The sequence below is a fragment of the Streptomyces sp. NPDC046261 genome (assembly GCF_040646235.1).
Lineage (GTDB): Bacteria > Actinomycetota > Actinomycetes > Streptomycetales > Streptomycetaceae > Streptomyces.
In genome coordinates, this window is the sequence record NZ_JBEYZU010000009.1 from 87,645 (window position 1) to 109,766 (window position 22,122).

At 71.1% G+C, this 22,122-nt stretch carries 19 protein-coding genes and 1 tRNA gene; 11 read left to right on the forward strand and 9 right to left on the reverse strand.

What is annotated here, in order from left to right:
• The first annotated feature begins 176 nt into the window (after positions 1-176).
• Positions 177-1,523: an ATP-binding protein gene (locus ABZ956_RS18360; RefSeq protein WP_361894159.1), complete on the forward strand. Its 1,347-nt coding sequence runs from the start codon at positions 177-179 to the stop codon at positions 1,521-1,523.
• Positions 1,524-1,602: 79 nt separating this feature from the next.
• Positions 1,603-2,283 (forward strand): response regulator transcription factor, encoded by a 681-nt coding sequence (locus ABZ956_RS18365; RefSeq protein ID WP_361894162.1) that lies wholly within the window; start codon positions 1,603-1,605, stop codon positions 2,281-2,283.
• A gap of 79 nt (positions 2,284-2,362) precedes the next feature.
• Here ABZ956_RS18365 and ABZ956_RS18370 read toward each other — a convergent pair whose 3' ends face one another.
• Positions 2,363-3,133 (reverse strand): DUF461 domain-containing protein, encoded by a 771-nt coding sequence (locus tag ABZ956_RS18370; protein ID WP_361894165.1) that lies wholly within the window; start codon positions 3,131-3,133, stop codon positions 2,363-2,365.
• A 669-nt stretch (positions 3,134-3,802) separates the two neighbouring features.
• Here ABZ956_RS18370 and ABZ956_RS18375 point away from each other — a divergent pair.
• From ABZ956_RS18375 to ABZ956_RS18390, 4 genes are all read left to right on the forward strand, one after another.
• Positions 3,803-4,285: a CarD family transcriptional regulator gene (locus ABZ956_RS18375; protein ID WP_003953493.1), complete on the forward strand. Its 483-nt coding sequence runs from the start codon at positions 3,803-3,805 to the stop codon at positions 4,283-4,285.
• Between the two features lie 303 nt (positions 4,286-4,588).
• On the forward strand, positions 4,589-5,386 hold the full coding sequence (gene ispD / locus ABZ956_RS18380; RefSeq protein WP_361894168.1) for a 2-C-methyl-D-erythritol 4-phosphate cytidylyltransferase: 798 nt from the start codon (positions 4,589-4,591) through the stop codon (positions 5,384-5,386).
• Positions 5,376-5,888: a 2-C-methyl-D-erythritol 2,4-cyclodiphosphate synthase gene (gene ispF, locus ABZ956_RS18385; protein ID WP_361894171.1), complete on the forward strand. Its 513-nt coding sequence runs from the start codon at positions 5,376-5,378 to the stop codon at positions 5,886-5,888. Before ispD ends, ispF begins: the two co-directional genes overlap by 11 nt.
• A gap of 92 nt (positions 5,889-5,980) precedes the next feature.
• Entirely contained in the window at positions 5,981-6,388 is a 408-nt protein-coding gene (locus tag ABZ956_RS18390) for a PPOX class F420-dependent oxidoreductase (protein WP_361894174.1), read from the forward strand.
• 35 nt (positions 6,389-6,423) lie between these two features.
• Here ABZ956_RS18390 and ABZ956_RS18395 read toward each other — a convergent pair whose 3' ends face one another.
• Together ABZ956_RS18395 and ABZ956_RS18400 are read right to left on the reverse strand one after the other, a co-directional pair.
• Positions 6,424-7,557, reverse strand: a complete 1,134-nt coding sequence (locus ABZ956_RS18395; protein WP_361894177.1) for an acyltransferase — start codon at positions 7,555-7,557, stop codon at positions 6,424-6,426.
• Positions 7,558-7,794: 237 nt separating this feature from the next.
• Positions 7,795-8,967 (reverse strand): acyltransferase, encoded by a 1,173-nt coding sequence (locus tag ABZ956_RS18400; RefSeq protein WP_361894180.1) that lies wholly within the window; start codon positions 8,965-8,967, stop codon positions 7,795-7,797.
• Between the two features lie 232 nt (positions 8,968-9,199).
• Between ABZ956_RS18400 and cysS the strand changes: the two genes are divergently transcribed.
• The 3 genes from cysS to ABZ956_RS18415 all read left to right on the forward strand — a co-directional run bounded on the left by cysS (position 9,200) and on the right by ABZ956_RS18415 (position 13,363).
• Positions 9,200-10,591, forward strand: coding sequence for a cysteine--tRNA ligase (gene cysS, locus ABZ956_RS18405; protein ID WP_361894183.1), 1,392 nt, complete (start codon positions 9,200-9,202; stop codon positions 10,589-10,591).
• 74 nt (positions 10,592-10,665) lie between these two features.
• Positions 10,666-11,619 (forward strand): 23S rRNA (guanosine(2251)-2'-O)-methyltransferase RlmB, encoded by a 954-nt coding sequence (rlmB, locus tag ABZ956_RS18410; RefSeq protein WP_361894186.1) that lies wholly within the window; start codon positions 10,666-10,668, stop codon positions 11,617-11,619.
• 130 nt (positions 11,620-11,749) lie between these two features.
• On the forward strand, positions 11,750-13,363 hold the full coding sequence (locus tag ABZ956_RS18415; protein WP_361894189.1) for a DoxX family membrane protein: 1,614 nt from the start codon (positions 11,750-11,752) through the stop codon (positions 13,361-13,363).
• Positions 13,364-13,445: 82 nt separating this feature from the next.
• On the opposite strand, the gene ABZ956_RS18420 is transcribed toward ABZ956_RS18415, so the two are convergent.
• The 3 genes from ABZ956_RS18420 to ugpC form a co-directional block, all read right to left on the reverse strand.
• A complete protein-coding gene (locus tag ABZ956_RS18420; RefSeq protein ID WP_361894192.1) occupies positions 13,446-14,168 on the reverse strand; it encodes a nucleotidyltransferase family protein in 723 nt (240 codons plus the stop codon).
• A 142-nt stretch (positions 14,169-14,310) separates the two neighbouring features.
• Positions 14,311-14,724 (reverse strand): hypothetical protein, encoded by a 414-nt coding sequence (locus tag ABZ956_RS18425; RefSeq protein WP_361894195.1) that lies wholly within the window; start codon positions 14,722-14,724, stop codon positions 14,311-14,313.
• Positions 14,725-14,918: 194 nt separating this feature from the next.
• Positions 14,919-16,046: a sn-glycerol-3-phosphate ABC transporter ATP-binding protein UgpC gene (gene ugpC / locus ABZ956_RS18430; RefSeq protein ID WP_361894198.1), complete on the reverse strand. Its 1,128-nt coding sequence runs from the start codon at positions 16,044-16,046 to the stop codon at positions 14,919-14,921.
• Between the two features lie 181 nt (positions 16,047-16,227).
• Here ugpC and ABZ956_RS18435 point away from each other — a divergent pair.
• A tRNA-Thr gene (locus tag ABZ956_RS18435) sits at positions 16,228-16,303 on the forward strand.
• Positions 16,304-16,366: 63 nt separating this feature from the next.
• Here the strand turns inward: ABZ956_RS18435 and ABZ956_RS18440 are convergent.
• Positions 16,367-18,532, reverse strand: a complete 2,166-nt coding sequence (locus ABZ956_RS18440) for an MMPL family transporter (RefSeq protein WP_361894201.1) — start codon at positions 18,530-18,532, stop codon at positions 16,367-16,369.
• A gap of 272 nt (positions 18,533-18,804) precedes the next feature.
• Between ABZ956_RS18440 and ABZ956_RS18445 the strand changes: the two genes are divergently transcribed.
• On the forward strand, positions 18,805-19,911 hold the full coding sequence (locus ABZ956_RS18445; protein ID WP_361894204.1) for an aminopeptidase P family protein: 1,107 nt from the start codon (positions 18,805-18,807) through the stop codon (positions 19,909-19,911).
• A 6-nt stretch (positions 19,912-19,917) separates the two neighbouring features.
• Here ABZ956_RS18445 and ABZ956_RS18450 read toward each other — a convergent pair whose 3' ends face one another.
• Positions 19,918-20,409, reverse strand: coding sequence for a GNAT family N-acetyltransferase (locus ABZ956_RS18450; protein WP_361894207.1), 492 nt, complete (start codon positions 20,407-20,409; stop codon positions 19,918-19,920).
• Between the two features lie 51 nt (positions 20,410-20,460).
• Positions 20,461-22,038, reverse strand: a complete 1,578-nt coding sequence (locus ABZ956_RS18455; protein ID WP_361894209.1) for an MFS transporter — start codon at positions 22,036-22,038, stop codon at positions 20,461-20,463.
• Between the last annotated feature and the right edge of the window lie 84 nt (positions 22,039-22,122).

The following is a 22,122-nucleotide window of genomic DNA, read 5'->3' on the forward strand; positions in this document are numbered from 1 at the left end:
ACCGGTGGCCGGGGTGTCTCCGCCCGCTCACACTGCCACGTTCCGGCCGGAACGCGACGGCCGCCGACCGGCGGAGTGAACCACCACCGACGCCAAGGTGAACTCTCGGCAACGTATGTTCGAGACGGCCCCCATTTGGCTGTGGCCGTGTCGGCGCACCCGCATAACCTGGACACATGAACCTGGACGCGGCCGTCGCCGCAGCAGCAGCGATCGCCGGAGTGTGCACCGGCGTCATCGCCATGCTGGCGTTCCGCTGGAGCGAGCGCGACCAGGCCCGCCCCACCCGCAGCTCCCTGCACACCGACGCCGTGCTGCCGCCCGGCGTCGACACCGTACTGTCCGTGCTGCGCTCCTCCGCCGTCGTCCTCGACGAGGCCGACGCCGTCGTCAAGGCCAGCTCGGCCGCGTACGCCCTCGGGCTCGTGCGCGGCGGCAAGCTCGCCGTCGAGCCCATGCTCCAGATGGCCCGCGACACCCGCCGCGACGGCGAGATACGCCAGGTCGAGCTCGACCTGCCCCGGCGCGGCACCGGCCGCGGCGACGCGCTCGCGGTCTCGGCCCGGGTCGCCCCGCTCGGCTCCCGGCTCGTGCTGCTGCTGGTGGAGGACCTCACCGAGGCCCGCCGCATCGAGGCCGTCCGCCGCGACTTCGTCGCCAACGTCAGCCACGAGCTCAAGACGCCGGTCGGCGCCCTGTCCCTGCTCTCGGAGGCCGTCATGGACGCCTCCCAGGACCCCGAGGCGGTCACCCGCTTCGCGGGCCGCATGCAGATCGAGGCGACCCGGCTCACCAACCTGGTGCAGGAGCTCATCGACCTCTCCCGGGTGCAGAACGACGACCCGCTGGAGGACGCCGAGCCGGTCCCCGTCGGCGAGCTCGTCGCCGAGGCCATCGACCGCTGCCGCCACCAGGCCGGCACCAAACAGATCACCATCGCCGCCGGGGGCACCTCCCATCGGCTGCCCGGCGGAGGCACCGCCGACCTGCACGTCTGGGGCAACCGCGGCCAGCTCGCGGCCGCCCTCGGCAACCTCGTCGAGAACGCGGTCAACTACAGCCCCGCCCGTACGCGCGTCGGCATCGCCGCCCGCCGCGTCGCCGCACCCGGCGGCGACCTCATCGAGCTGGCCGTCACCGACCAGGGCATCGGCATCTCCGAGAAGGACCGCGAGCGCGTCTTCGAGCGCTTCTACCGCGTCGACCCCGCGCGCTCCCGCGCCACCGGCGGTACGGGCCTGGGCCTGTCCATCGTCAAGCACGTGGTCGCCTCGCACGGCGGCGAGGTCAGCGTCTGGAGCGCCGAGGGCCAGGGCTCCACCTTCACCCTGCGCCTGCCCGAGGCCGGTGCCGTCCGCGACCGCGAGCGGGACCAGCGCGAGCGCAATGGCCCACTGCTCGGCCCCGGCGACCCGGGTGCCGACGAGGCCGAGGGCGAGCTCGACGACGAGGCGTACCCCGACCCCGCACTCCCCACCAGCCCCACCCCTCCGGCCCGCCCCACCCGGCAGGCCCTTCCGTGACCCTCGTCGCCGTGGACGAGACCGCCGCCCGTATCCCCACCGCGCTGTGTACCCCAAAGACCCGACCGGAGGTCATCCCGTGACCCGAGTGCTCGTCGTCGAGGACGAAGAATCCTTCAGCGACGCGTTGTCCTACATGCTCCGCAAGGAAGGGTTCGAGGTCGCCATCGCGACCACCGGGCCCGACGGGCTGGACGAGTTCGAACGCAACGGCGCCGACCTGGTCCTGCTCGACCTGATGCTGCCGGGCCTGCCCGGCACCGAGGTCTGCCGGCAGCTGCGCGGCCGCTCCAACGTGCCCGTGATCATGGTGACGGCCAAGGACAGCGAGATCGACAAGGTCGTCGGCCTGGAGATAGGAGCCGACGACTACGTCACCAAGCCCTTCTCGTCCCGGGAGCTGGTGGCCCGCATCCGTGCCGTCCTGCGCCGCCGCGGCGAGCCGGAGGAGGTCACCCCGGCCGCACTGGAGGCCGGCCCCGTCCGCATGGACGTCGACCGGCACGTCGTCACCGTCTCCGGCGCCAAGGTCGACCTGCCCCTGAAGGAGTTCGACCTCCTGGAGATGCTGCTGCGCAACGCCGGGCGCGTACTGACCCGCATGCAGCTGATCGACCGCGTCTGGGGCGCCGACTACGTCGGCGACACCAAGACGCTGGACGTCCACGTCAAGCGCCTGCGCGCCAAGATCGAGCCCGACCCGGGCGCGCCGCGCTACCTGGTCACGGTCCGCGGCCTGGGGTACAAGTTCGAGCCGTAGACCGTGGAGCGCGGACCGTGTCGCGGCCCGTATGCGGAAGGGGCCCGGAAGCCGAAGCTTCCGGGCCCCTCGCCCGTTCTCAGTGACCGGCGCCGTGCTGCGGGGCGGCCGGCTGCGTCGACGGCTGGCCGGCGGCCGGGGTGGCCGGGGTGGCGAGGCCGTTCTGGCCGTTCGGCTGGCCGTTCAGGCCCTGCTGGCCGGCGGTCTGGCCGGTCTGACCCTGCTGGCCGCCGGTCTGGCCGTTCTGCTGGCCCCCGTCCACGCCGGCCGGGCTCGTGGCGACGCCGTTGCCGGGCTTGGCGGGCTTGCCGCCCGGCTTGCCCTGGGCCGGCATCTCCTCCGGGCCCCACTCCTTGAAGTAGCTCGTCGCGGGCACGACGAACGCCGAGATCTTCACGTCGCCCGTGGAGCTGAGGTTGAACACCAGCGGCTGCGACTCGCCGTCCTTGAGGCCCTCACGGCCCTTGGGCAGCACCGCGGACGCGTTGTCCTTGCCGCCCAGCAGCACCGAGCCGCCGGCCGGCACCACGATGTCGCCGGACTTGCCCTTGGCGGGCGTGAGCTTCACGTCCACGTTCTTGCCGGGCAGCTTGATCGAGCGGAGCGTCTGGTCCTTGCGGCCGTTGTTGAAGATCTGGCCGGTGATCACGGCGGGACCGGTGGCGTCCTGCTTCGGCTGGGTGATCACGTTGATGTTCTGGAGCTTGACGTCACCCACCGAGGTGGCGGCGTTGTCCGGCTTGACCTCCAGCGTCTGCGCGCTGTTGCCCGCCGCGCAGGCGGTGAGCGAGGCGATCGAGAGCACGAGGGCGGAAGCGGCGAGAGCGCCGCGTCGAAGGCTGCTGCTCACGGCGGCGGCATCTCCTTGACGAAGTACGAGTACGAGGTACGCACGAGATAAGGGTCTGTGTCAGCGGGCTTAGGTTACCGAGCCGCCGTGCGGGCGCCGCACCCGACCCGCCCCCATGGTCAACTCGCTCCTCCGGCGGCGCCGCGGCCGAATATGAACCACCGGTCGATCACGCGCCTCGGGGAAGGTCCGGGAAGCCCCCGCGTCGGATTATCGGCACGGAATGCGGGGCGGATGGGGAACGGGAAGGGAAGGGGAAGGGAAGACGACCGGGAACGGGAAGGGAAGGGGAAGGGAAGGGGAAGCGAAGGCGCACAGGAAGGATCCGCCGAGGAGTTCCGGAATTGATCAAGTTCGGCTTGATCAATTCCGGATTACCCGCACGGAAGGCGGGCGCGCCCCGAACGGAGTACCGGAAGTCCGCCGACCGGACCCCGGCAAAACGGGACGTTCGGCCGCTCGCGGGGCCTGTCCGACACGTGTAACGTGTGGCTTTCGCCTTGCCCGGACAACCGCTCCGACCTGCGAATACCCGCTTCCGGAAGGCTCCCGCAGCACGTTCCGGTTGCTGTTGTCAAGCCCCGAGATATGCCCTGACCTGCGGAAACGCCATTCAGAACAGGCTCTGCCCGTGTTAGACTGGATAGCCACGGAAGGGGTACCTGTCACATGACGTTCAAGGTTGGCGACACCGTGGTCTATCCCCATCACGGGGCCGCGCTGATCGAGGCCATCGAAACTCGCCAGATCAAAGGCGTGGACAAGACCTACTTGGTGCTGAAGGTCGCCCAGGGTGACCTGACGGTTCGGGTGCCGGCGGACAATGCGGAGTTCGTCGGTGTTCGCGATGTGGTCGGCCAGGACGGGCTTGACCGGGTCTTCGAGGTGCTGCGCGCACCGTATGCGGAAGAGCCGACGAACTGGTCCCGTCGCTACAAGGCAAATCTCGAGAAGCTCGCGTCCGGCGACGTGATCAAGGTTGCCGAGGTCGTCCGCGACCTGTGGCGCCGCGAGCGTGAGCGCGGTCTTTCCGCAGGTGAGAAGCGCATGCTCGCCAAGGCGCGACAGATCCTGGTGAGCGAGCTGGCCCTGGCGGAGAACACCAACGAGGACAAGGCCGAGGCCCTGCTCGACGAGGTTCTCGCGTCCTGACGCACAGGTGTCGGTGTCCGGCCGGGACGGGGACGTCTTCGGCCGCCGGAGGCCGGCCCCAACCGGACGTATAGAAGTGCCGCGGTGCCCGCGTGATGACGTCAGTCATCCGCCGGGCGCTGCGGCATCTCTGCTCTGGCATCCCCGCTGTGGTGCATATCGTCCGTATCGCCGTACTTGGCGTGCCGGGCCCGGGCAGCCGTCCCGGCCAGTCGTCACGGAAGGGGCTGGTCGGGGCATCGTGCCCGGCACGCTGAGGCCATACCCAATTCGGCCGAGGAAGCAAACCTGAACGCGAACGCAATGTCTGATCGAGCCGCCGCACCGGTCACCCCCGTCCCATCGGGGCCCCCTCCGCGCACCGCCGCCGTCATTCCGGCGGCGGGCAGGGGCGTACGGCTGGGGCCGGGCGCCCCCAAGGCGCTGCGCGCCCTCAGCGGCACGCCCATGCTCGTCCACGCGGTCCGGGCCATGACGGCCTCCCGCGCCGTCTCGCTCGTGGTCGTGGTGGCCCCGCCCGACGGCGCCGCCGAGGTCCGCAACCTCCTCGACGAGTACCCGCTCGCCGACCGCGACAGCACCCGCACCGACGTCGTGGTCGTCCCCGGCGGACAGACCCGCCAGGAGTCCGTCCGGCTGGGCCTCGCGGCCCTCCCCGACGACATCGCCGCCGTCCTCGTCCACGACGCCGCCCGCCCGCTGGTGCCCGTCGACACCGTCGACGCCGTCGCCGCGGCCGTACGGGCCGGAGCACCCGCCGTCGTACCGGCGCTGCCGCTCGCGGACACCGTCAAGCAGGTCGAGCCCCGCACCGGCGAGCGCGCCGGTGAGCCGGAGCCCGTGGTGGGCACGCCGGAGCGCTCGCTGCTGCGCGCCGTCCAGACCCCGCAGGGCTTCGACCGCGCCACGCTCGCCGAGGCGCACGAGAAGGTCGTCCTGGAGGGCGAGGGCGCCACGGACGACGCCGGCATGGTCGAGCGGCTCGGCGTCCAGGTGGTGGTCGTCCCCGGCCACGAGGAGGCGTTCAAGGTCACCCGGCCGCTGGACCTGGTCCTGGCCGAGGCCGTACTCGCCCGCAGGAGGGCCAACGATGGCTTCTGAGCCCCACCGCCCGGTGCTGCCCCTGGTGGGCGTCGGCACGGACGTCCACGCCTTCGAGGAGGGCCGCGAGCTGTGGTGCGCGGGCCTGCTCTGGGAGGGCGCGACCCACGGCCTCGCCGGTCACTCCGACGGCGACGTCGCCGCGCACGCCGCCTGCGACGCGCTGTTCTCGGCGGCCGGCGTCGGCGACCTCGGCGCGCACTTCGGCACGGACCGGCCCGAGTGGTCGGGCGCGGCTGGCGTCACCCTGCTGGCGGAGGCCGCCCGCATCGTGCGCGCCGCCGGCTTCGAGATCGGCAACGTCGCCATCCAGGTGATCGGCGTGCGGCCCAAAATCGGCAAGCGCCGCGAGGAGGCCCAGAAGGCCCTCTCCGCGGCCGTCGGCGCCCCGGTCTCCGTCTCGGGCACCACGACGGACGGGCTGGGCCTGACGGGCCGTGCGGAGGGCCTCGCGGCCATCGCCACCGCCCTGGTCTACCCCTCCGTCGTCCAAGGCGGCTGAGGCAGCGCGTCCCGCGCACCGTATCCCCGTCGCCGGGAATACGGTGCTGCGTGAACATGGTGTCCGCGAAGTCAGCGACGGAAGGACCGACCGTGCCAGCCGAGCTCTCCGAAGACCTGAAGAAGTACATCGACGACAACCCCGTCTTCGCCACCGTGGCGACCATCCAGCCCGACGGGAGCCCCCAGCTGACCGTCACGTGGGTCAAGCGCGACGGCGGCGACCTGCTGGTCTCCACGACGCTGGGGCGGCGCAAGGAGAAGAACCTGCGCCGCGACCCGCGCGTGACCGTCATGATCAACCCGCCCAACGCGCCCTACACCTACGCCGAGGTGCGCGGCACCGCCGACATCACCTTCGAGGGCGGCGACGCGCTCATCAACGAGCTGTCACGCAAGTACACGGGCAAGGACTACGCCGACTTCAACCCGGCCGCTGCCCAGGACGCCGAGCGCGTGGTCGTCCGCATCACGCCGCACAAGGTCGTCGGCTCCCTGTAGGGGACCGCGGCCTGTCCCTTCGTCGTCCGTTCGTCTCAGGCGCCGTCGGAGGACTTGGCGGCGCCGACGCGGTCCGGCTCGGGCTGGTCGTAACGGCGGGGCTCCTTCAGCAGCGGCAGGCTCTCGCGCAGCGCGGCGGGCCCCTTGCTCCGGCCGGCGCCGGGGGCACCGGGGGCGGCGGACTCGCGGCGCATCTCCTCCATGCCCTTGAGCAGCGCCGTGCGCAGCCGCTTGCCGAGCGGCCGCTCCACGCAGCGGTGCATCAGCCAGGCGGCCCCCAGCATGACGGCCATGAGCGCGCCGACGAGCAGCGTGGCCGGCACATGGTCGCGCAGCCCGTAGATGATCGTCATGCCGATGTACTGGTGCAGCAGGTACAGCGGGTACGTCAGCGCGCCCGCCGTGGCCAGCCAGCGCCACTGCACCCGGTCCAGGGCGCCGTTCGCGATCAGGGCCATCAGGACGAAGGCGAAGACGATGATCAGCGTGGCGGGCCAGGTCGGCACCACTCCGTCGGCGTTGTCCGCGACCCGCTTCGGGACCCCGTGCAGGGCGAGCAGCAGGGACAGGCCCACGATGCCCCACAGCAGGGCCGTGGGTTTGAAACGGTGCATCAGGTAAAAGGCGATGCCGGCGATGAAGTACGGCGAGAACAGCGGCATCGCCCAGATGTCGAGCAACTTGATGTGGGCGGAAGGCGCGATGACCGACGCCACCGTCCACAGCCCGCAGAACAGCACGCACTTGCGGTAGGTCACGCCGCTCGCCACGACGATCGCGAAGAGGACGTAGAACTTGAGCTCGGCGAACAGCGTCCAGTAGACGCCGTCGACGTCCCAGACGCCCATGCCCTGTTGGAGCATCGTGAGGTTGGTGAGGACGACGTCCCAGTTCTTCACGCTGCGCACCTGTGGCCACAGCGCGACGACACCGGCGGTCAGCAGGACCGCGACCCAGTAGGCGGGATAGATGCGGCAGGCCCGCGACACCACGAAGTCGCCCAGCGAGCGGCCCCATGTGCTCATGCAGATGACGAAGCCGCTGATGAGGAAGAAGACCTCCACGCCCGTCCACCCGTAGCGGGTGACGATCTCCAGGTGGGGGAAGACTTCGTGAGCGGGCCGGCCCCAGCCGCCGCGCAGGGCGGTGTAGTGAAAGGCGACGACCATGAGGGCCGCCAGAAGGCGGAGCCCGTCCAGGACGTACAACCTGGGTCTGGGGGTGGACTGCTGTCGGACGGCTGTCCGGCCGCCATCGAGTTGGCCTCGGCTGGCGAAACGCATGTCGTCCTCTCCGGTTGCCTTGTCGGCTCATCCTATGCGGGGCCGTCGCGCTGGCATGCTGACACAGAATGGGCTCGCGCGGGCCGTGACGGTTGTCTCCTCCAGGTTTCCCTTCCCTCCCCCTTACCCGGTCCGTACCGCCGTGTCGGCCGTCCGGGCCTGCGTCATCGCCCGTTGGAGGCCGCGCGTGAGCAACCGGGCCAGCGGGCGTTCCACGTGGCGGTGCACCAGCCAGGCGGCCAGCAGCATGGCCGTCACCAGGGCGGGCAGCAGCACATACCGCGGCATGTGGCCCTCGGCCCGGTGGATGACGGCCCAGCCGATGCGCTCGTGGATCAGGTAGAGGGGATAGGTCAGCACTCCGGCCGTGGACAGCCACCGCCCCCGCACACGGTGCGTCCAGCCCAGCGCGACGGCCGCGAGGGCCAGGAAGAACAGGGCCAGCAGCAGCGTCGTGGGCCAGCGCGGGACGTGGTGGCCCATGTAGCCCTCGGCCCGCGCGTGGGCGCCCAGCAGATCGTGCTGGGCGATCAGCAGACAGCCGGCGACGATCAGCCAGAGCACCGGGTCGGGCCGGAAGCGGTACATCAGGTAGAAGGCGATGCCCGCGATGAAGTACCAGCAGTCGTGCGGCATGAGGAGCAGGGCGAGCGCGCGGTCGTCGGCCGCCTTCGCGACGACCGCGGCGAAGGCCCAGACCGCGCAGAAGCCCACCGCCCGCCGGTACGTCAGTCCTTTGCGGAGGACGAGCGCGAAGAGAAGGTAGAAGCGCAGCTCGACCCAGAGGGTCCAGTAGACCCCGTCGACCGGCTCCACCCCCAGGGGGTCCTGCAGCATCGTCAGGTTGACGGCGACGTTCCGCAGGGACGGCACCGCGTTCACCGGCGACCGCCAGAGGGAGACCACGAGCGTGACGGCCAGCACGGCGAACCAGTAGGCGGGGTAGAGCCGGGTGACGCGCGAGACGGCGAAGTCGCCGACGCTCTTGCCCCAGCAGCTCATGCAGATGACGAAGCCGCTGATCAGGAAGAACAGCTGGACGCCGAGCCAGCCGTAGGCGGCGGGCAGGTGCGCCACGGGGAAGAGCGTCTGCGCGGGCCGCGGCCAGGCGCCGCTGTCGAAGGCGATGTAGTGGTAGGCCACCACCATCAGCGCCGCGCACAGCCGCAGCCCGTCCAGCGCCGCCAGCCTCCCGCCCCGCCCGGCGGGCCCGGCGCCGGCGCCGCCGGGCGGGGCGGGGGCCGGCGGCGGGCGTCGTTCCGGATGCTCCTGCTGTACCGGCAGAGTGGAGTGCAACGCCCCTCCTGGGTCCGCGGCGTCTCGCCGGGAGGTCGGGAAAGCCGAAGTCGAGGTGTGCCCGGGAAGCTACCAGAAGTGATCGTACTTATGGTGCATAAAGAAGATAAGGGACAAAGCGCGCCGTTCCCTGTGCGCGGAGCGTATGCGGAGGGTGGCGGTGGCGTCGGCTCCGTTTATCCACGCCCGGGCTTTGCCCTGGGCACCCCTCGCGGCCCACTACCCTGGTGCCGTGACCATTCGCCTGTACGACACCAGCGCCCGGCAGATCCGCGACTTCTCCCCGATCGTTCCGGGCTGCGTCTCGATCTACCTGTGTGGTGCGACCGTGCAGGCCGCGCCGCATATCGGACACATTCGCTCGGGTCTGAACTTCGACATCATGCGCCGCTGGTTCACCTACCGCGGCTATGACGTGACCTTCGTGCGCAACGTCACCGACATCGACGACAAGATCATCGCGAAGGCCGCCGACCAGGGCCGCCCGTGGTGGTCGATCGGCTACGAGAACGAGTGCGCGTTCAACGCCGCCTACGACGCCCTCGGCTGCCTGCGCCCGACCGTCGAGCCCCGTGCCACCGGCCATGTGCCGGAGATGATCGAGATGATGCGGGGCCTGATCGAGCGGGGCCACGCCTACGCGGCCGACGGCAACGTCTACTTCGACGTGCGCTCCTTCCCCGGCTACCTGAGCCTGTCGAACCAGGAGCTGGACAACCTGCTCCAGCCCTCCGGCGAGGGCGAGACCGGCAAGCGCGACCCCCGCGACTTCGCCATGTGGAAGGCCACCAAGCCCGGCGAGCCCTCCTGGGAGACCCCCTGGGGCCGCGGGCGCCCCGGCTGGCACCTGGAGTGCTCGGCCATGGCCCACAAGTACCTGGGCGAGTCCTTCGACATCCACGGCGGTGGCCTGGACCTGATCTTCCCGCACCACGAGAACGAGATCGCCCAGGCCAAGGCCTTCGGCGACAGCTTCGCCCAGTACTGGGCCCACAACGCGTGGGTGACCATGAGCGGCGAGAAGATGTCGAAGTCGCTGGGCAACTCCGTCCTCGTCTCGGAGATGGTCAAGCACTGGCGGCCCATCGTCCTGCGCTACTACCTGGGCACCCCGCACTACCGGTCGATGATCGAGTACAGCGAGGAAGCACTGCGCGAGGCCGAGTCCGCCTTCGCGCGGATCGAGGGTTTCATCCAGCGGGTCGTGGAGAAGGCCGGAGCCGTGGAGCCCGCCGCCGAGGTGCCGCCGGCGTTCGCCGAGGCGATGGACGACGACCTGGGCGTCCCGCAGGCGCTCGCGGTCATCCACACCACCGTCCGGCAGGGCAATTCCGCGCTGACCGCCGACGACAAGGAAAGCGCTGTCGCCCGGCTGGCCGAGGTCCGTGCGATGCTGGGTGTGCTGGGTCTGGATCCGCTGGACGAGCAGTGGGCCGGCGCCGCGGGTCGTGGTGACGATCTGCACGGCGTGGTGGACTCGCTGGTCAGGCTGGTGCTCGAGCAGCGTGAGGCGGCCCGGGGCCGCAAGGACTACGCGACCGCGGACGCGATCCGTGATCAGCTCCAGCACTCCGGACTCGCGATCGAGGACACCCCGACCGGACCGCGCTGGTCCCTGTCCTGAGGGACACTTTTCGTACGTACGTTTACTGAGCCTCTGTCCCAGAGGCTCTGAGCAGTAAAGAAACAGGTGACCCCATGGCCGGCAACAGCCAGCGCAGGAACCGCCGCACGTCCAACAAGAAGGGCGCGACGGTCGGCAGCGGCGGCAAGCGGCGCCGAGGCCTGGAGGGCAAGGGCCCGACCCCGCCCGCCTCCGAGCGCAAGGGGCACAAGAAGAACCGCCTCGCCAGCGCCCAGGCCAAGCGGACCGCCGCCCGGCGGCCCGCGCCGCGCCGCGGCGGCCCCAAGGGCACCAACGAGCTCGTCGTCGGCCGTAACTCGGTCGTCGAGGCGCTGCGCGAGGGCGTCCCCGCGAACACGCTCTACGTCCAGCAGTTCCTGGACAACGACGAGCGGGTCCGCGAGGCCCTCCAGCTCGCCACGGAAAAGGGCCTCAACCTCATGGAGGCCCCCCGCCCCGAGCTCGACCGCATGACCAACGGCCTCAACCACCAGGGCCTCGTGCTCTCGGTGCCGCCGTACGACTACGCGCACCCCGAGGACCTCACCGCGGCCGCCTACGACGACGGCGAGGACCCGCTGATCGTCGCCCTCGACGGCATCACGGACCCGCGCAACCTCGGTGCCGTCGTCCGCTCCGTCTCCGCCTTCGGCGGTCACGGCGTCGTCGTCCCCGAGCGCCGCGCGGCCGGCATGACCGCCAGCGCCTGGAAGACCTCGGCCGGCACGGCCGCCCGTACGCCCGTGGCGCGCGCCACGAACATGACGCGCATGCTCGAGGCGTACCAGAAGGAGGGCCTGATGGTCGTCGGCCTCGCCGCGGACGGCGACGTCGAGCTGCACGAGCTGGAGGCCCTGGAGGGCCCGGTCGTCATCGTCGTCGGCAGCGAGGGCAAGGGCCTGTCCCGCCTGGTCGGCGAGACCTGTGACTTCCGGGTGCGGATCCCGATGCCGGGCGGTGCCGAGTCGCTCAACGCCGGTGTCGCCGCGGGCGTCGTGCTCTACGAGGCGGCGCGCCGCCGCGCCTGACGCGAACCGTTTCGCCCGGCGGCCAGGGATGATCTTCCCTGGCCGCCGGGCGTTTTGTTGATGATCTTGACGGGTCTCGGACACATCGAACCGGTCAAGGCAGTGTCCTAATCTCCGGTCACTCGGTTAGATGAGTGTGGACACCAGAACACCCCGCACACCTACGGGGGGAAGCTCTTCGGGTTACGACGACCAGCCCGTGCTGAGTACGGTGAAGGTCCCGTCCGACCCCGCGCAGGTCATCGTCAACCACCTGAGCTTCCGGGTGCAGCTTGCCCGGCCCCCACGCGCCGTCCGGCCGTTCGCCGGAGGAGTGGAGACGGCGCGGCTGCCCTCCGTCAAAAGCGGCGCGGCCAAGCGCCGCGCCCCCGTGGTGTGGAGCGGGCGGACCGGTCCGGGCGACTCGGCCTCCACCCAACTCCTGGAGGCCGTCCGGGACTCCGGCGGCGCCGGGCCCGGCCATCCGGCCGCCGGGGACGCCGGAGCCACCCAGGTGCTGCCGCGCATCAGTGCGGACGACGGCCCCCCGACCACCGTCATCGGCCCCCGCTCGCCCGCCGAGGCCGCCGCCCCGGACGGCCCGGGCACCCAGCTGCTGCACGGCGTGCGCCCCACCGGGAGCGCGTACGACGAAGAGGGCTACGACTACCCCGAGTTCGACGAGCAGGACCCCGACGAGGACGACGAGCTCGAGCAGGACCGCACCGACTCCGTCCGTCACGCCTACTACCCCGGGCGCCGGATGAACCTCGGCGTCGTCCTGCTGCCGCTGCGCATCTTCCTCGGCCTCATCTCGATCTACGCCGGCATGGGCAAGCTGTGCGACCCGGTGTACTTCGACGGCGGCAAGCGCGGCTCCATGGTCGGCTGGCTCACCCAGCTCCACCCGTGGCCCGTCGCCGAGCCCCTGCGGGACCTCGCGCTCAGCCACCCCGTCGGCGCCGGGCTCACCGTCGCCTTCCTCCAGGTCGTCGTCGGCATCCTGACCATCTTCGGCCTCTGGCAGCGGCTCGCCGCCGCCATCGGCGCCCTGCTGTCCGCGGTCCTCCTCGTCACGGTCAGCTGGCAGAGCGCCCCCGCCTACGACGCGCCCGACATCATCTACCTCGCCGCGTGGAGCCCCCTGGTGATCGCCGGGGCGCCCTTCTACTCGGTCGACGGTCGGCTGGCCGGCGAGGCATGGCGGCGGCTCGGCCCGCGCGCCGCGCTGTGGGACCTGCGGCGGCGCGTGCTGCGCCGGGGCACCGTCATGGCGACGGTCCTCATCGGGATCTCCCTGCTGGCCGGCTCGATGCTCGGCGGGGCCGTCCGGTCCTCCCGGGTCGCCGAGGCGCCCGGGACGCCCGCCCCGCCCGCCAACAGCCTCCCCGGCTCACCGCTCCCGCAGCGGCCCTCCTCGTCCACCCCGCGCGGCTCGCACGGCCCCGCGGTCGCGGGCACCCCGCGGCCCAGCGCCTCCAACCGGAAGCCGACACCGGCCGCCACCCCGTCCGCGCCCGGCGCGGCACGGACGCCCGCGAGCTCGGCGGGCACCGCGGGCCGGCCCGGCAGCACCGGCAGCGTCCGCCCCGCCCCGCAGACCCCGCGTCAGGCCCCGGCGCCGGCGGCCCCGCCGAACAGCTCCTCGGGCGCCTCGACGGGCACCTCCACCGGAGGCGGTACGGGCGGCTCGGGCGGCACGTCCAGCGGCTCCACCTCGGGCAGCTCACGCGGCGGAGGCGCCCTCGGCGGCCTCCTCGGCTGAACCGCCTTCCCACCCCCCACACGCCGGCCGGGCTGGATCTCCAGCCCGGCCGGCGTTCGGCGTACGGGGGCGTGGCCGCTTGCTAGCGGGCGAGCTCCTTGGCGGCCTCGGTCAGGTCCTTGGCGGTGTCGATGGCGCGCCAGTAGGCCCCGTGCGGCAGCGGGTAGCCGGCCAGCCGGCGCTCGCGCGCCAGCCGCGGGAACGTGGTCCGTTCGTGGTCGCCGCGCTCGGGCAGCAGATCGGTGAAGCCGGGCGAGAACACGTACACGCCGGCGTTGATCTGGTACGGCGAGGGCGGCGACTCGATGAAGTCCAGGACGTGCCCGAACTCGTCGGTCTTCACCGCACCCCACGGGATGCGCGGCCGGGCCAGCGCCAGGGTGGCCGTGGCGTCGCGCTCATGGTGGAAGGCGGCCATCTCCCGCAGCGAGAAGCGCGTCCAGATGTCGCCGTTCGTGGCGTACCAGGGCTCGTCGGGGCGGGGCAGGGACGCGGCCGCGTACTTGAGCCCGCCGCCCCGGCCGAGCGGCTCCTTCTCGACCACGGTGGTCACCCGGAGCGGCAGATCGGCCGACACGAGCCAGTCCTGCAGAACTTCGGCCAGATGGCCGCATGAGACCACGGCGTCCGTGACGCCTTCGGCGGCCAGCCAGGCGAGCTGATGGCCGATGATCGGGACTCCCGTGCCGGGAATCTCGACCATCGGCTTGGGACGGTCGTCGGTATACGGGCGAAGCCGTGACCCCTGGCCTCCGGCCAGGATCACGGCTTGCGCGGGGTACGGGTAGGGATGCGCGGCGGTCATGCCCCGCACGATATGCGGTGCCGCGAGCGGGGACGCCGCCGGTGGGCCTGCCCGTAGCCATGAGGGCGGCCGTGGGGCCGCCCGGAGCCCCCTGGGGAGGCTCGGAGCCGGCCCCGGGGCCGAAGGGGCCTGTCGGGGGCCGTCAGTGGCTCTGGACGCCCGAGGCGAAGGCCGTGTCGCAGACGGGCCGTGCGTAGGACTGGGCCTGCTTGACCGAGTGGTACTTGGCGACCGCCGCACGCCCCAGCGCACGGGCGATGTCCGCGCAGTGCCGGGCCAGCGACGGGCGGCCGTTGGTCGCCTCCTGCAGATGCGTGAGCGCGACGCCGGGGTTCTTCTCCTGCAGCTCACGCATCAGCCGGTCGCGCAGCAGCTCGTGCGGCGCGCGCACCTGCGCGACGGTGGAGGCGTTGTCGGAGGATGCGGTGAGCACCTGCGACTCGGCGTTCGGTGCCGCCCAGGGGACACGCGTTACCGCGAGAGTCCCCGAGAGCACAAGAACGACCGGAAGGACGAGAGCGAGGGTTCTGCCGATGCGGCGGGCGGCCTGGTTCATGCCGGAGATGGTAGCGAGGGGTAATGATGCGGCGACATTTAGTCACCCGGTCGGGTGACGCGGCTGCGCACAGGTGCGGTTATTGCGTTGACACAGCGGGCTCGAAATGAGGGATGTGTCGGGGATTTTGCCGACAAGGCGGCGCCCCGGGCCCGTACACGACGTGCCCGGGGCGCGGGGCGTGTTCCGCGGGCTCAGTCGCTGAGGCGCTCGCCGGTGGACGTGGAGAAGACGTGGAGCTCGCCCGCGCGGGGGACGACGTGCAGGACGGAGCCCTTCTCCGGTACGCGCCGGCCGTTGACGCGCACGACGAGGTCCTTCTGCTCGCCGCCGACCTCGGCGGTGCCGTACACGTAGCCGTCGGCGCCGAGCTCCTCGACGACGTTGACGGTGACGGCGAGGCCGGCCGGGGCGTCCTTGCTGAGCGAGCCGGCGGAGCCGGCGCCCTGCTCGACCACGTCGAAGTGCTCGGGGCGCACGCCCACGGTGACCGTGCGGTCGCCCTTGTCGGCGGCGGTCGTCAGCGCCTCGCGCGAGACCGGCACGATGCTGTTGCCGAACTTCACGCCGCCGTCGGTGATCGGGACCTCGACCAGGTTCATGGCGGGCGAGCCGATGAAGCCGGCGACGAAGAGGTTGGCGGGGCGGTCGTACATGTTGCGCGGCGAGTCGATCTGCTGGAGCAGCCCGTCCTTGAGCACCGCCACGCGGTCGCCCATGGTCATGGCCTCGACCTGGTCGTGGGTGACGTAGACGGTGGTGATGCCGAGGCGGCGCTGGAGCCCGGCGATCTGCGTACGGGTCTGCACGCGCAGCTTCGCGTCGAGGTTGGACAGCGGCTCGTCCATGAGGAAGACCTGCGGCTCGCGGACGATGGCGCGGCCCATGGCCACGCGCTGGCGCTGGCCGCCGGAGAGGGCCTTGGGCTTGCGGCCCAGGTACTCGGTGAGGTCCAGGATGCGGGCCGCGTCCTCGACCTTCTGCCGGATCTCGGCCTTGGGCACTCCCGCGATCTTCAGGGCGAAGCCCATGTTGTCGGCCACGGTCATGTGCGGGTACAGCGCGTAGTTCTGGAACACCATCGCGATGTCCCGGTCCTTCGGCGGCAGGTGGGTGACGTCGCGGTCGCCGATGCGGATCGATCCGCCGTTGACGTCCTCCAGTCCCGCCAGCATGCGCAGCGAGGTGGACTTGCCGCAGCCGGAGGGGCCCACGAGGACCAGGAATTCCCCGTCCTCGATGGCGATGTCGAGCTGGTCGACGGCCGGCTTCTGGGCGCCCGGGTAGATGCGGGTCGCCTTGTCGAACGTGACTGTGGCCATGGTGATGCGTCCCTTCACCGGCAGGAACGTGCCGGACGATCCGAGTAGAGGGAGTGGTCCAGTCCAATTGGACGGGATCGCCGGTGACGCTACCCGGGCGGGGGACGGTTGTCAGCAGTCGGCGGGTTACGAAATTGATGGCCTGTGCATGGTCGGAGTCCGGTTAGACTGCCTCTCGCAAGCCGACTTAGCTCAGCTGGTAGAGCACCGCTCTTGTAAAGCGAAGGTCGTCGGTTCGAACCCGACAGTCGGCTCCACGACAGAACCGCAGGCCCCCGGGAGGGGACCTGCGGTTCTGTGCGTTTCACGGGCCGTGGCGGCTAGCGCCGGACCTGCTCACTCTCCCAGTGGGGAGCGGTGCCCAGGGCGTCCGCCGGGGCGGCGGTGGCCTTGGGGGAGTCCTGGTGGCCCGGCCACCACGCCTTGTGGCCCAGCAGGGACGTGACCGTGGGCACCAGCAGCATGGCCATGACGAAGGCCGTGAGCAGGATGCCGAAGGCCACCGCGAAGCCCATCTGCTGGAGCATGGAGTTGTCGGCGAGCATCAGGACGCCGAAGGTGCCGGCGAGGATGATCGCCGCCGCGCTGATGGTCGGGGCGGACTGGGCGACCGCGGTGCGGATGGCCTCCCGGGGCGGGACGCCGCGCTGCACTTCCTCGCGCAGGCGGGCGACCATGAGGATGTTGTAGTCGGTGCCGATGGCGACGACGAAGAGATAGACGATGACCGGCAGCATGAACAGCAGGCCGTTCTCGCCCTTGTAGTCCTGGAAGAGCCAGACGGTCGAGCCGAGGGTGGCGCCGAAGCCCAGGGCGACGGCGATCATCAGGTACAGGGGCGCGACGAGGCTGCGGAGCAGCAGGCCGAGGATGATCATGATGGCGAGGCCGGCGACGGGGAAGACCAGCCGGTAGTCGTGGCCGACGGCGTCCTGGATGTCGGAGAGCACGGCGGAGGTGCCGCCGACGAGGGCTTCGCTGCCGCTGGGCGCGGCGGCGTGGGCCTTGTCGCGGAGTTCGCCGCCGGCGAGCTCGATGGCCTTCTCGTTGGAGGGTGCGTACTTGAGGACGACGCTGTACTGGGCGACGGAGCCGTCGGGGTTGGTGACGGCGGGTGCGGCCTTGGCGACGCCGTCGACGGTCTCCAGCTTGCCGCGGAAGGTCTCCAGGCCGGCCTTGTCGAGCGGGGAGCCGTCCTTGGACTTGAGGTAGACCATGGCCGGGTCGGACTGGCCGGCCGAGAAGCCGCGCTGCATGTCCTTCATGGCCTGGACGGACTCCAGCTTCTGCGACATCTGGCTGGAGGTGTCGAACTCCGCCTTGAAGCCGAACGCGCCCACGGCCAGCACGGCGAGCACGGCGGTGGACAGCACCGCCATGATGCCCGGACGGCGGGAGACGAGGTTGCCGACGCCGTTCGCGAAACGATTCTTCGACTGCTTCTTCCACGCCTTGGACGGCCAGAAGGCCTTGGTGCCCAGCAGCGAGAAGACGGCGGGTACGAGCGTGAGGGCGGCCACGAGCGTGACGGCCACGGAGATGGCCAGCGACGGGCCCATGGCGCGCATCATGCCCATCGTGGAGAGCAGCAGCGCGAGGAAGGCCACGATGACGGCACCGGCGGCCGAGGCGATGGTCTCGCCGACCTTGGCGACCGCGTCCTCCAGGGCCTGCTTGGGCTCCTGCCCGGCCCGCAGGTGCTCGCGGTAACGGAAGAGCAGGAAGAGGATGTAGTCCGTTCCCACGCCGAAGAGCACGACGATGAGGATCGCGGATATGGAGGCGTCGGCCTTGAGGCCGCCGAGTTCGGCGGCGGTGCCGATGAGCCCGGTCGCGACGACCGAGACGACGGCGATGATGAGGACCGGCAGGATGGCGATCAGCGGGCTGCGGAAGATGACCAGCAGCAGCACGATGATGAGCAGCAGCGTCGCCGACATGATCATTGCGTCGGTGTCGCCCGAGGACTCCTGCGAGTCCAGGGTCGTCGCCGCCTGACCGGTGATTCCCACCTTCAATTGCGTGCCGTCGAGCAGCTGTTTGGCGTCTTCGCGCAACTGCTTGACCGACTTGGGCAACTGCTCGTCGTAGGCGTTCTTGGTGGTGGCGATGATGTTGGCAAGGGCTATTTCCCCGTTCGGGGAGACGGCCTGCGGTCCGGTGACGACCTTGGCGATCTTCTCCCGGTGCTTGCCGTCGAGCCCGCCGGCCACCTTGATGACGTCACGACGGTCGGCGTCGGTGAGTTTGCCGCCGTCGGTCCGCTGGAAGACGGCTATGGCGGCGGGCTGTTCGGTCTTGGGGAAGGCCTTTTCCTGGAGGTTGCCCACCTGTACGGATTCGTAGTGGGACGGCAGGAACTCGGTTTCATCGGTGGTGGACTTGAGTCCTGGGGCCAACAGGGCGAGGGCCACGGCTGCGATGATCCAACCCGCGATCGTGAGCCAGGGCCGGTGGACGGCGAACCGCCCGACTCGACGGAACATGGTGCTCCTTCAACGTTTTTACCTTGACATCGCTGCGTCGCTGTATCTGTGCGGCCGGCAGCGGATTCGACTGCGGGGGTGTTCATACGGGCGTGCAGCACGGGCATGAACACGCTAGGCAGCCGAGTTCCCCGGACACAATGATTTCCGGGGGGAATCAGGGGGAAATCGACCCAGGGGTCGGGAGGATCTCCACCCTGGGGAGGAGGGCCTCTCACCCGTGGGGTAGAGACCGCCCTGCCGAGCGCCTTCGTGGGGATTACTCTGCCCCCATGAGCGATGTCGACTTCTATGCCGCGCGCATGGACCGCGCCGCCCGGGCGGCCACTCAGGAAGGGCTGGCCGGACTGATCGTCACGCCGGGCCCCGACCTCGTATGGCTGTGCGGTTACGGTCCGCCGGCGGCCACCGAACGGCTGACCGCCCTGCTGCTCGCGCCGGGCCGCCGTCCGCAGCTCATCGTGCCCCAGCTGGAGCGCCCCGACGCCGAACGCGCCCCCGGTGCGGGAGCTTTGGCCATCATCGGCTGGACGGACGGCGAGGACCCCTATGCGGCGGTCGCCAAGCTCCTGGACGGGCACGGCCGTTACGGCGTCTCGGACAGTACCTGGGCGCTGCACCTGCTCGCCCTCCAGCGCTCCTGCCCGGGCACGGCCTACGGCGCGCTCACCGAGGCCCTGCCCATGATGCGGGCGGTGAAGGACGCCTACGAGGTGGAGCGGCTCGCGGCGGCGGGAGCCGCGGCGGACGCCACGTACGAGGAGATCGTCGACCTGCGGTTCGCGGGCCGCCGGGAGAGCGAGGTGGCCGCCGACCTGGCCAGGCTGCTGCGCGAGAACGGGCACAGCCAGGTCGACTTCACGATCGTCGGCTCGGGCCCCAACGGCGCCAACCCGCACCACGAGGCGGGCGAACGCGTCATCGAGGACGGCGACATGGTCGTGCTCGACTTCGGTGGGCTCAAGGACGGCTACGGCTCCGACACGACCCGCACCGTGCACGTGGGCGAGCCGTCCTCGGAGGAGCGCAAGGTCCACGATCTGGTGCGCGAGGCGCAGCAGGCGGCGTTCGAGGCGGTGCGTCCCGGCATCGCCTGCCAGGAGATCGACCGGGTGGCCCGGCAGGTCATCCGCCGGGCGGGGTACGGCGAGTACTTCATCCACCGCACCGGCCACGGCATCGGCGTCACCACGCATGAGCCCCCCTACATGGTGGAGGGTGAACATCTGCCCCTCGTACCCGGAATGTGTTTCTCCATCGAGCCGGGCATCTATCTGCCGGGCCGTTTCGGCGTCCGCATCGAGGACATCGTGCTCTGTACGGAGACCGGGGGGCGGCGGCTGAACAACACGGCGAGGGAGCTGCGGATCGTGGCCTAGCCGCGGCTATGCGAGCGGGCGGTGCATGATGTGCAGCCCCGTGTACGAGCCGTCGGGGAGCCGGAAGCCGTCGGGGACCGTGCCGAGGACCGTGAAGCCCAGGGAGCGCCAGAGGCCGACGGCCCGGGTGTTGGCCTCGACGACGGCGTTGAACTGCATGCCGCGGTAGCCCTCGGCGCGCGCCCACGCGATCGCGTGCTCGCCGAGGGCCCTGCCGACGCCGCGGCCCGCGTGCCCGGGCGCCACCATGAAGCTGGCGCTGGCGATGTGGGAGCCGCCGCCCATCTGATTGGGGTTCATCTTGGCGCTGCCGAGCACCGTCCCGTCGTCGTCCACCGCCACGACCGTCCGGCCCGGAGCCGTCAGCATCCACCACTCGCGCCCCTGTTCGAACGTCAGGTCGCGGGGGTAGGTGTACGTGTCGCCGGCGGCGGTGATGTCCCGGAAGAACGGCCAGATGGCAGGCCAGTCGGCGGGGTCGGCGTCTCTGATCGGCATGGGCGCCACAATGACGCGGACGGGCCCCGCGCGCCACCGAATATCGCGGCGTCAGACGGCCCGCATGCGGTGGGGATCGTAGGCGGGCGCGTACGCGGGGGCCGCCGTCCCGTGCTTGGGCGCCCGCGCGGTGATCAGCAGCCAGGCGGCCGCGGCCGCGAGCAGCATGATGCCCGAGCCCCAGGCGATGGCGACACCGAAGCCGTGCACGACGCCCTCCTTGGTGACCCGGTCCGTCACGGCCGGGGTGAGGCCGCCCGTGACGGCCGCGGTCTTCAGGTGCGCGGTGATGTACGTGGCGCTCGTCGAGGTCGCGATGGTGTTGAGCAGCGCCGTCCCGATGGAACCGCCCACCTGTTGCGCGGTGTTGACGGTGGCGGAGGTGACGCCCGAGTCGTGGACGGCCACTCCCGAGGTCGCGACGTCCATGACGGGCATGAAGATCAGGCCCATGCCGAGGCCGGCCAGGATCATGGCCGGCAGGACGTGCGAGGCGTAGGCGGGCTCGACGGTCAGGAACGTCAGCGCGAACAGCCCGCCGGAGGCGAGGACGGCACCGGGCGTCATCAGCAGGCGCGGCGGCAGGTGGTTCATCAGGCGGGCGGAGATCTGCGTGGAGGCGAAGATGATGGCGGCCGTCAGCGGCAGGAACGCCAGCCCCGCCCTGAGCGGCGAATAGCCCAGCACCGTCTGCAGGTAGTAGGTCATGAACAGGAACATCCCGAACATCCCCATGACGGCCAGCGCCAGCGTCAGGAACGCACCGCCGCGGTTGCGGTCGCGGACGATGTGCGGGGGGAGCAGGGGGTGCCGCGACCGCGTCTGCCACCACGCGAAGGCGCCCAGCAGCGCCACGCCGCCGCACAGCAGACCCAGCACGAGCGGGTCGCTCCAGCCGAGCGGCTGCGCCTCGCTGCAGCCGTAGACGACCGCCACCAGGCCCCCGCAGCCCAGCATCACACCGCGGAGGTCCAAAGACGGCCGTCCGGCGCGGTCCGGGCGGGGCTCGCGCATCAGCCACAGCGCGCCCAGCAGGGCGACGAGGGCGATCGGCACGTTCACGTAGAGGCACCAGCGCCAGTCCAGGTACTCGGTCAGCAGCCCGCCCGTGATCAGCCCGATAGCCGCGCCGCCGCCCGCGAGCGCGCCGTAGATGCCGAACGCCTTGCTGCGCTCCGTGAGGTCGGTGAACGTCGTCGCCAGCAGTGACAGCGCGGAGGGCGCCAGGGCGGCCCCGAAGGCCCCCTGCAGGGCCCGGGCGGCGAACAGCAGCCCCGAGGTGTGTGCGGCCCCGCCCAGGGCGGAGGCGGCGGCGAAGCCGACGAGGCCGATGAGGAAGGTGCGCTTGCGCCCGACGACATCGGCGATCCTGCCCCCGAGCAGCAGGAGCCCGCCGAAGGCGAGGGTGTAGGCGGTGATGACCCATTGCCGGTTGCTGTCGGACATGTGGAGCTCGCGCTGCGCGGAGGGGAGCGCGATGTTCACGATGGTCGCGTCGAGGACGACCATGAGCTGTGCGAGGGCGATCACCACCAGTCCCCACCAGCGGCGCGGGTCCGGCTGGGGGGAACGGGTGGGTCGAGAGGGACGAGAGGGAGGGGTCACGGGAGGCTGACTCGTCGAGCTCATGAATACCTGCTCTCGCGGCCGGCTGCGGCAAGCGGCCGATGGCGTGCAGAAGCTCGCAGTCCAGCGTAGGCCCGCCGGGTGACA

Bases quoted from the DNA above. Each gene is read 5' to 3' on its own strand.
- rlmB (WP_361894186.1), top strand. From the start codon at position 10,666: ATGGCCGGCAACAGCCAGCGCAGGAACCGCCGCACGTCCAACAAGAAG.
- ispD (WP_361894168.1), top strand. From the start codon at position 4,589: ATGTCTGATCGAGCCGCCGCACCGGTCACCCCCGTCCCATCGGGGCCC.
- ABZ956_RS18415 (WP_361894189.1), top strand. From the start codon at position 11,750: ATGAGTGTGGACACCAGAACACCCCGCACACCTACGGGGGGAAGCTCT.
- ispF (WP_361894171.1), top strand. From the start codon at position 5,376: ATGGCTTCTGAGCCCCACCGCCCGGTGCTGCCCCTGGTGGGCGTCGGC.
- ABZ956_RS18445 (WP_361894204.1), top strand. From the start codon at position 18,805: ATGAGCGATGTCGACTTCTATGCCGCGCGCATGGACCGCGCCGCCCGG.
- ABZ956_RS18455 (WP_361894209.1), bottom strand. From the start codon at position 22,038: ATGAGCTCGACGAGTCAGCCTCCCGTGACCCCTCCCTCTCGTCCCTCT.
- ABZ956_RS18360 (WP_361894159.1), top strand. From the start codon at position 177: ATGAACCTGGACGCGGCCGTCGCCGCAGCAGCAGCGATCGCCGGAGTG.
- ABZ956_RS18395 (WP_361894177.1), bottom strand. From the start codon at position 7,557: ATGGTCGTCGCCTTTCACTACACCGCCCTGCGCGGCGGCTGGGGCCGG.
- ABZ956_RS18375 (WP_003953493.1), top strand. From the start codon at position 3,803: ATGACGTTCAAGGTTGGCGACACCGTGGTCTATCCCCATCACGGGGCC.
- ugpC (WP_361894198.1), bottom strand. From the start codon at position 16,046: ATGGCCACAGTCACGTTCGACAAGGCGACCCGCATCTACCCGGGCGCC.
- ABZ956_RS18420 (WP_361894192.1), bottom strand. From the start codon at position 14,168: ATGACCGCCGCGCATCCCTACCCGTACCCCGCGCAAGCCGTGATCCTG.
- ABZ956_RS18425 (WP_361894195.1), bottom strand. From the start codon at position 14,724: ATGAACCAGGCCGCCCGCCGCATCGGCAGAACCCTCGCTCTCGTCCTT.
- ABZ956_RS18440 (WP_361894201.1), bottom strand. From the start codon at position 18,532: ATGTTCCGTCGAGTCGGGCGGTTCGCCGTCCACCGGCCCTGGCTCACG.
- ABZ956_RS18450 (WP_361894207.1), bottom strand. From the start codon at position 20,409: ATGCCGATCAGAGACGCCGACCCCGCCGACTGGCCTGCCATCTGGCCG.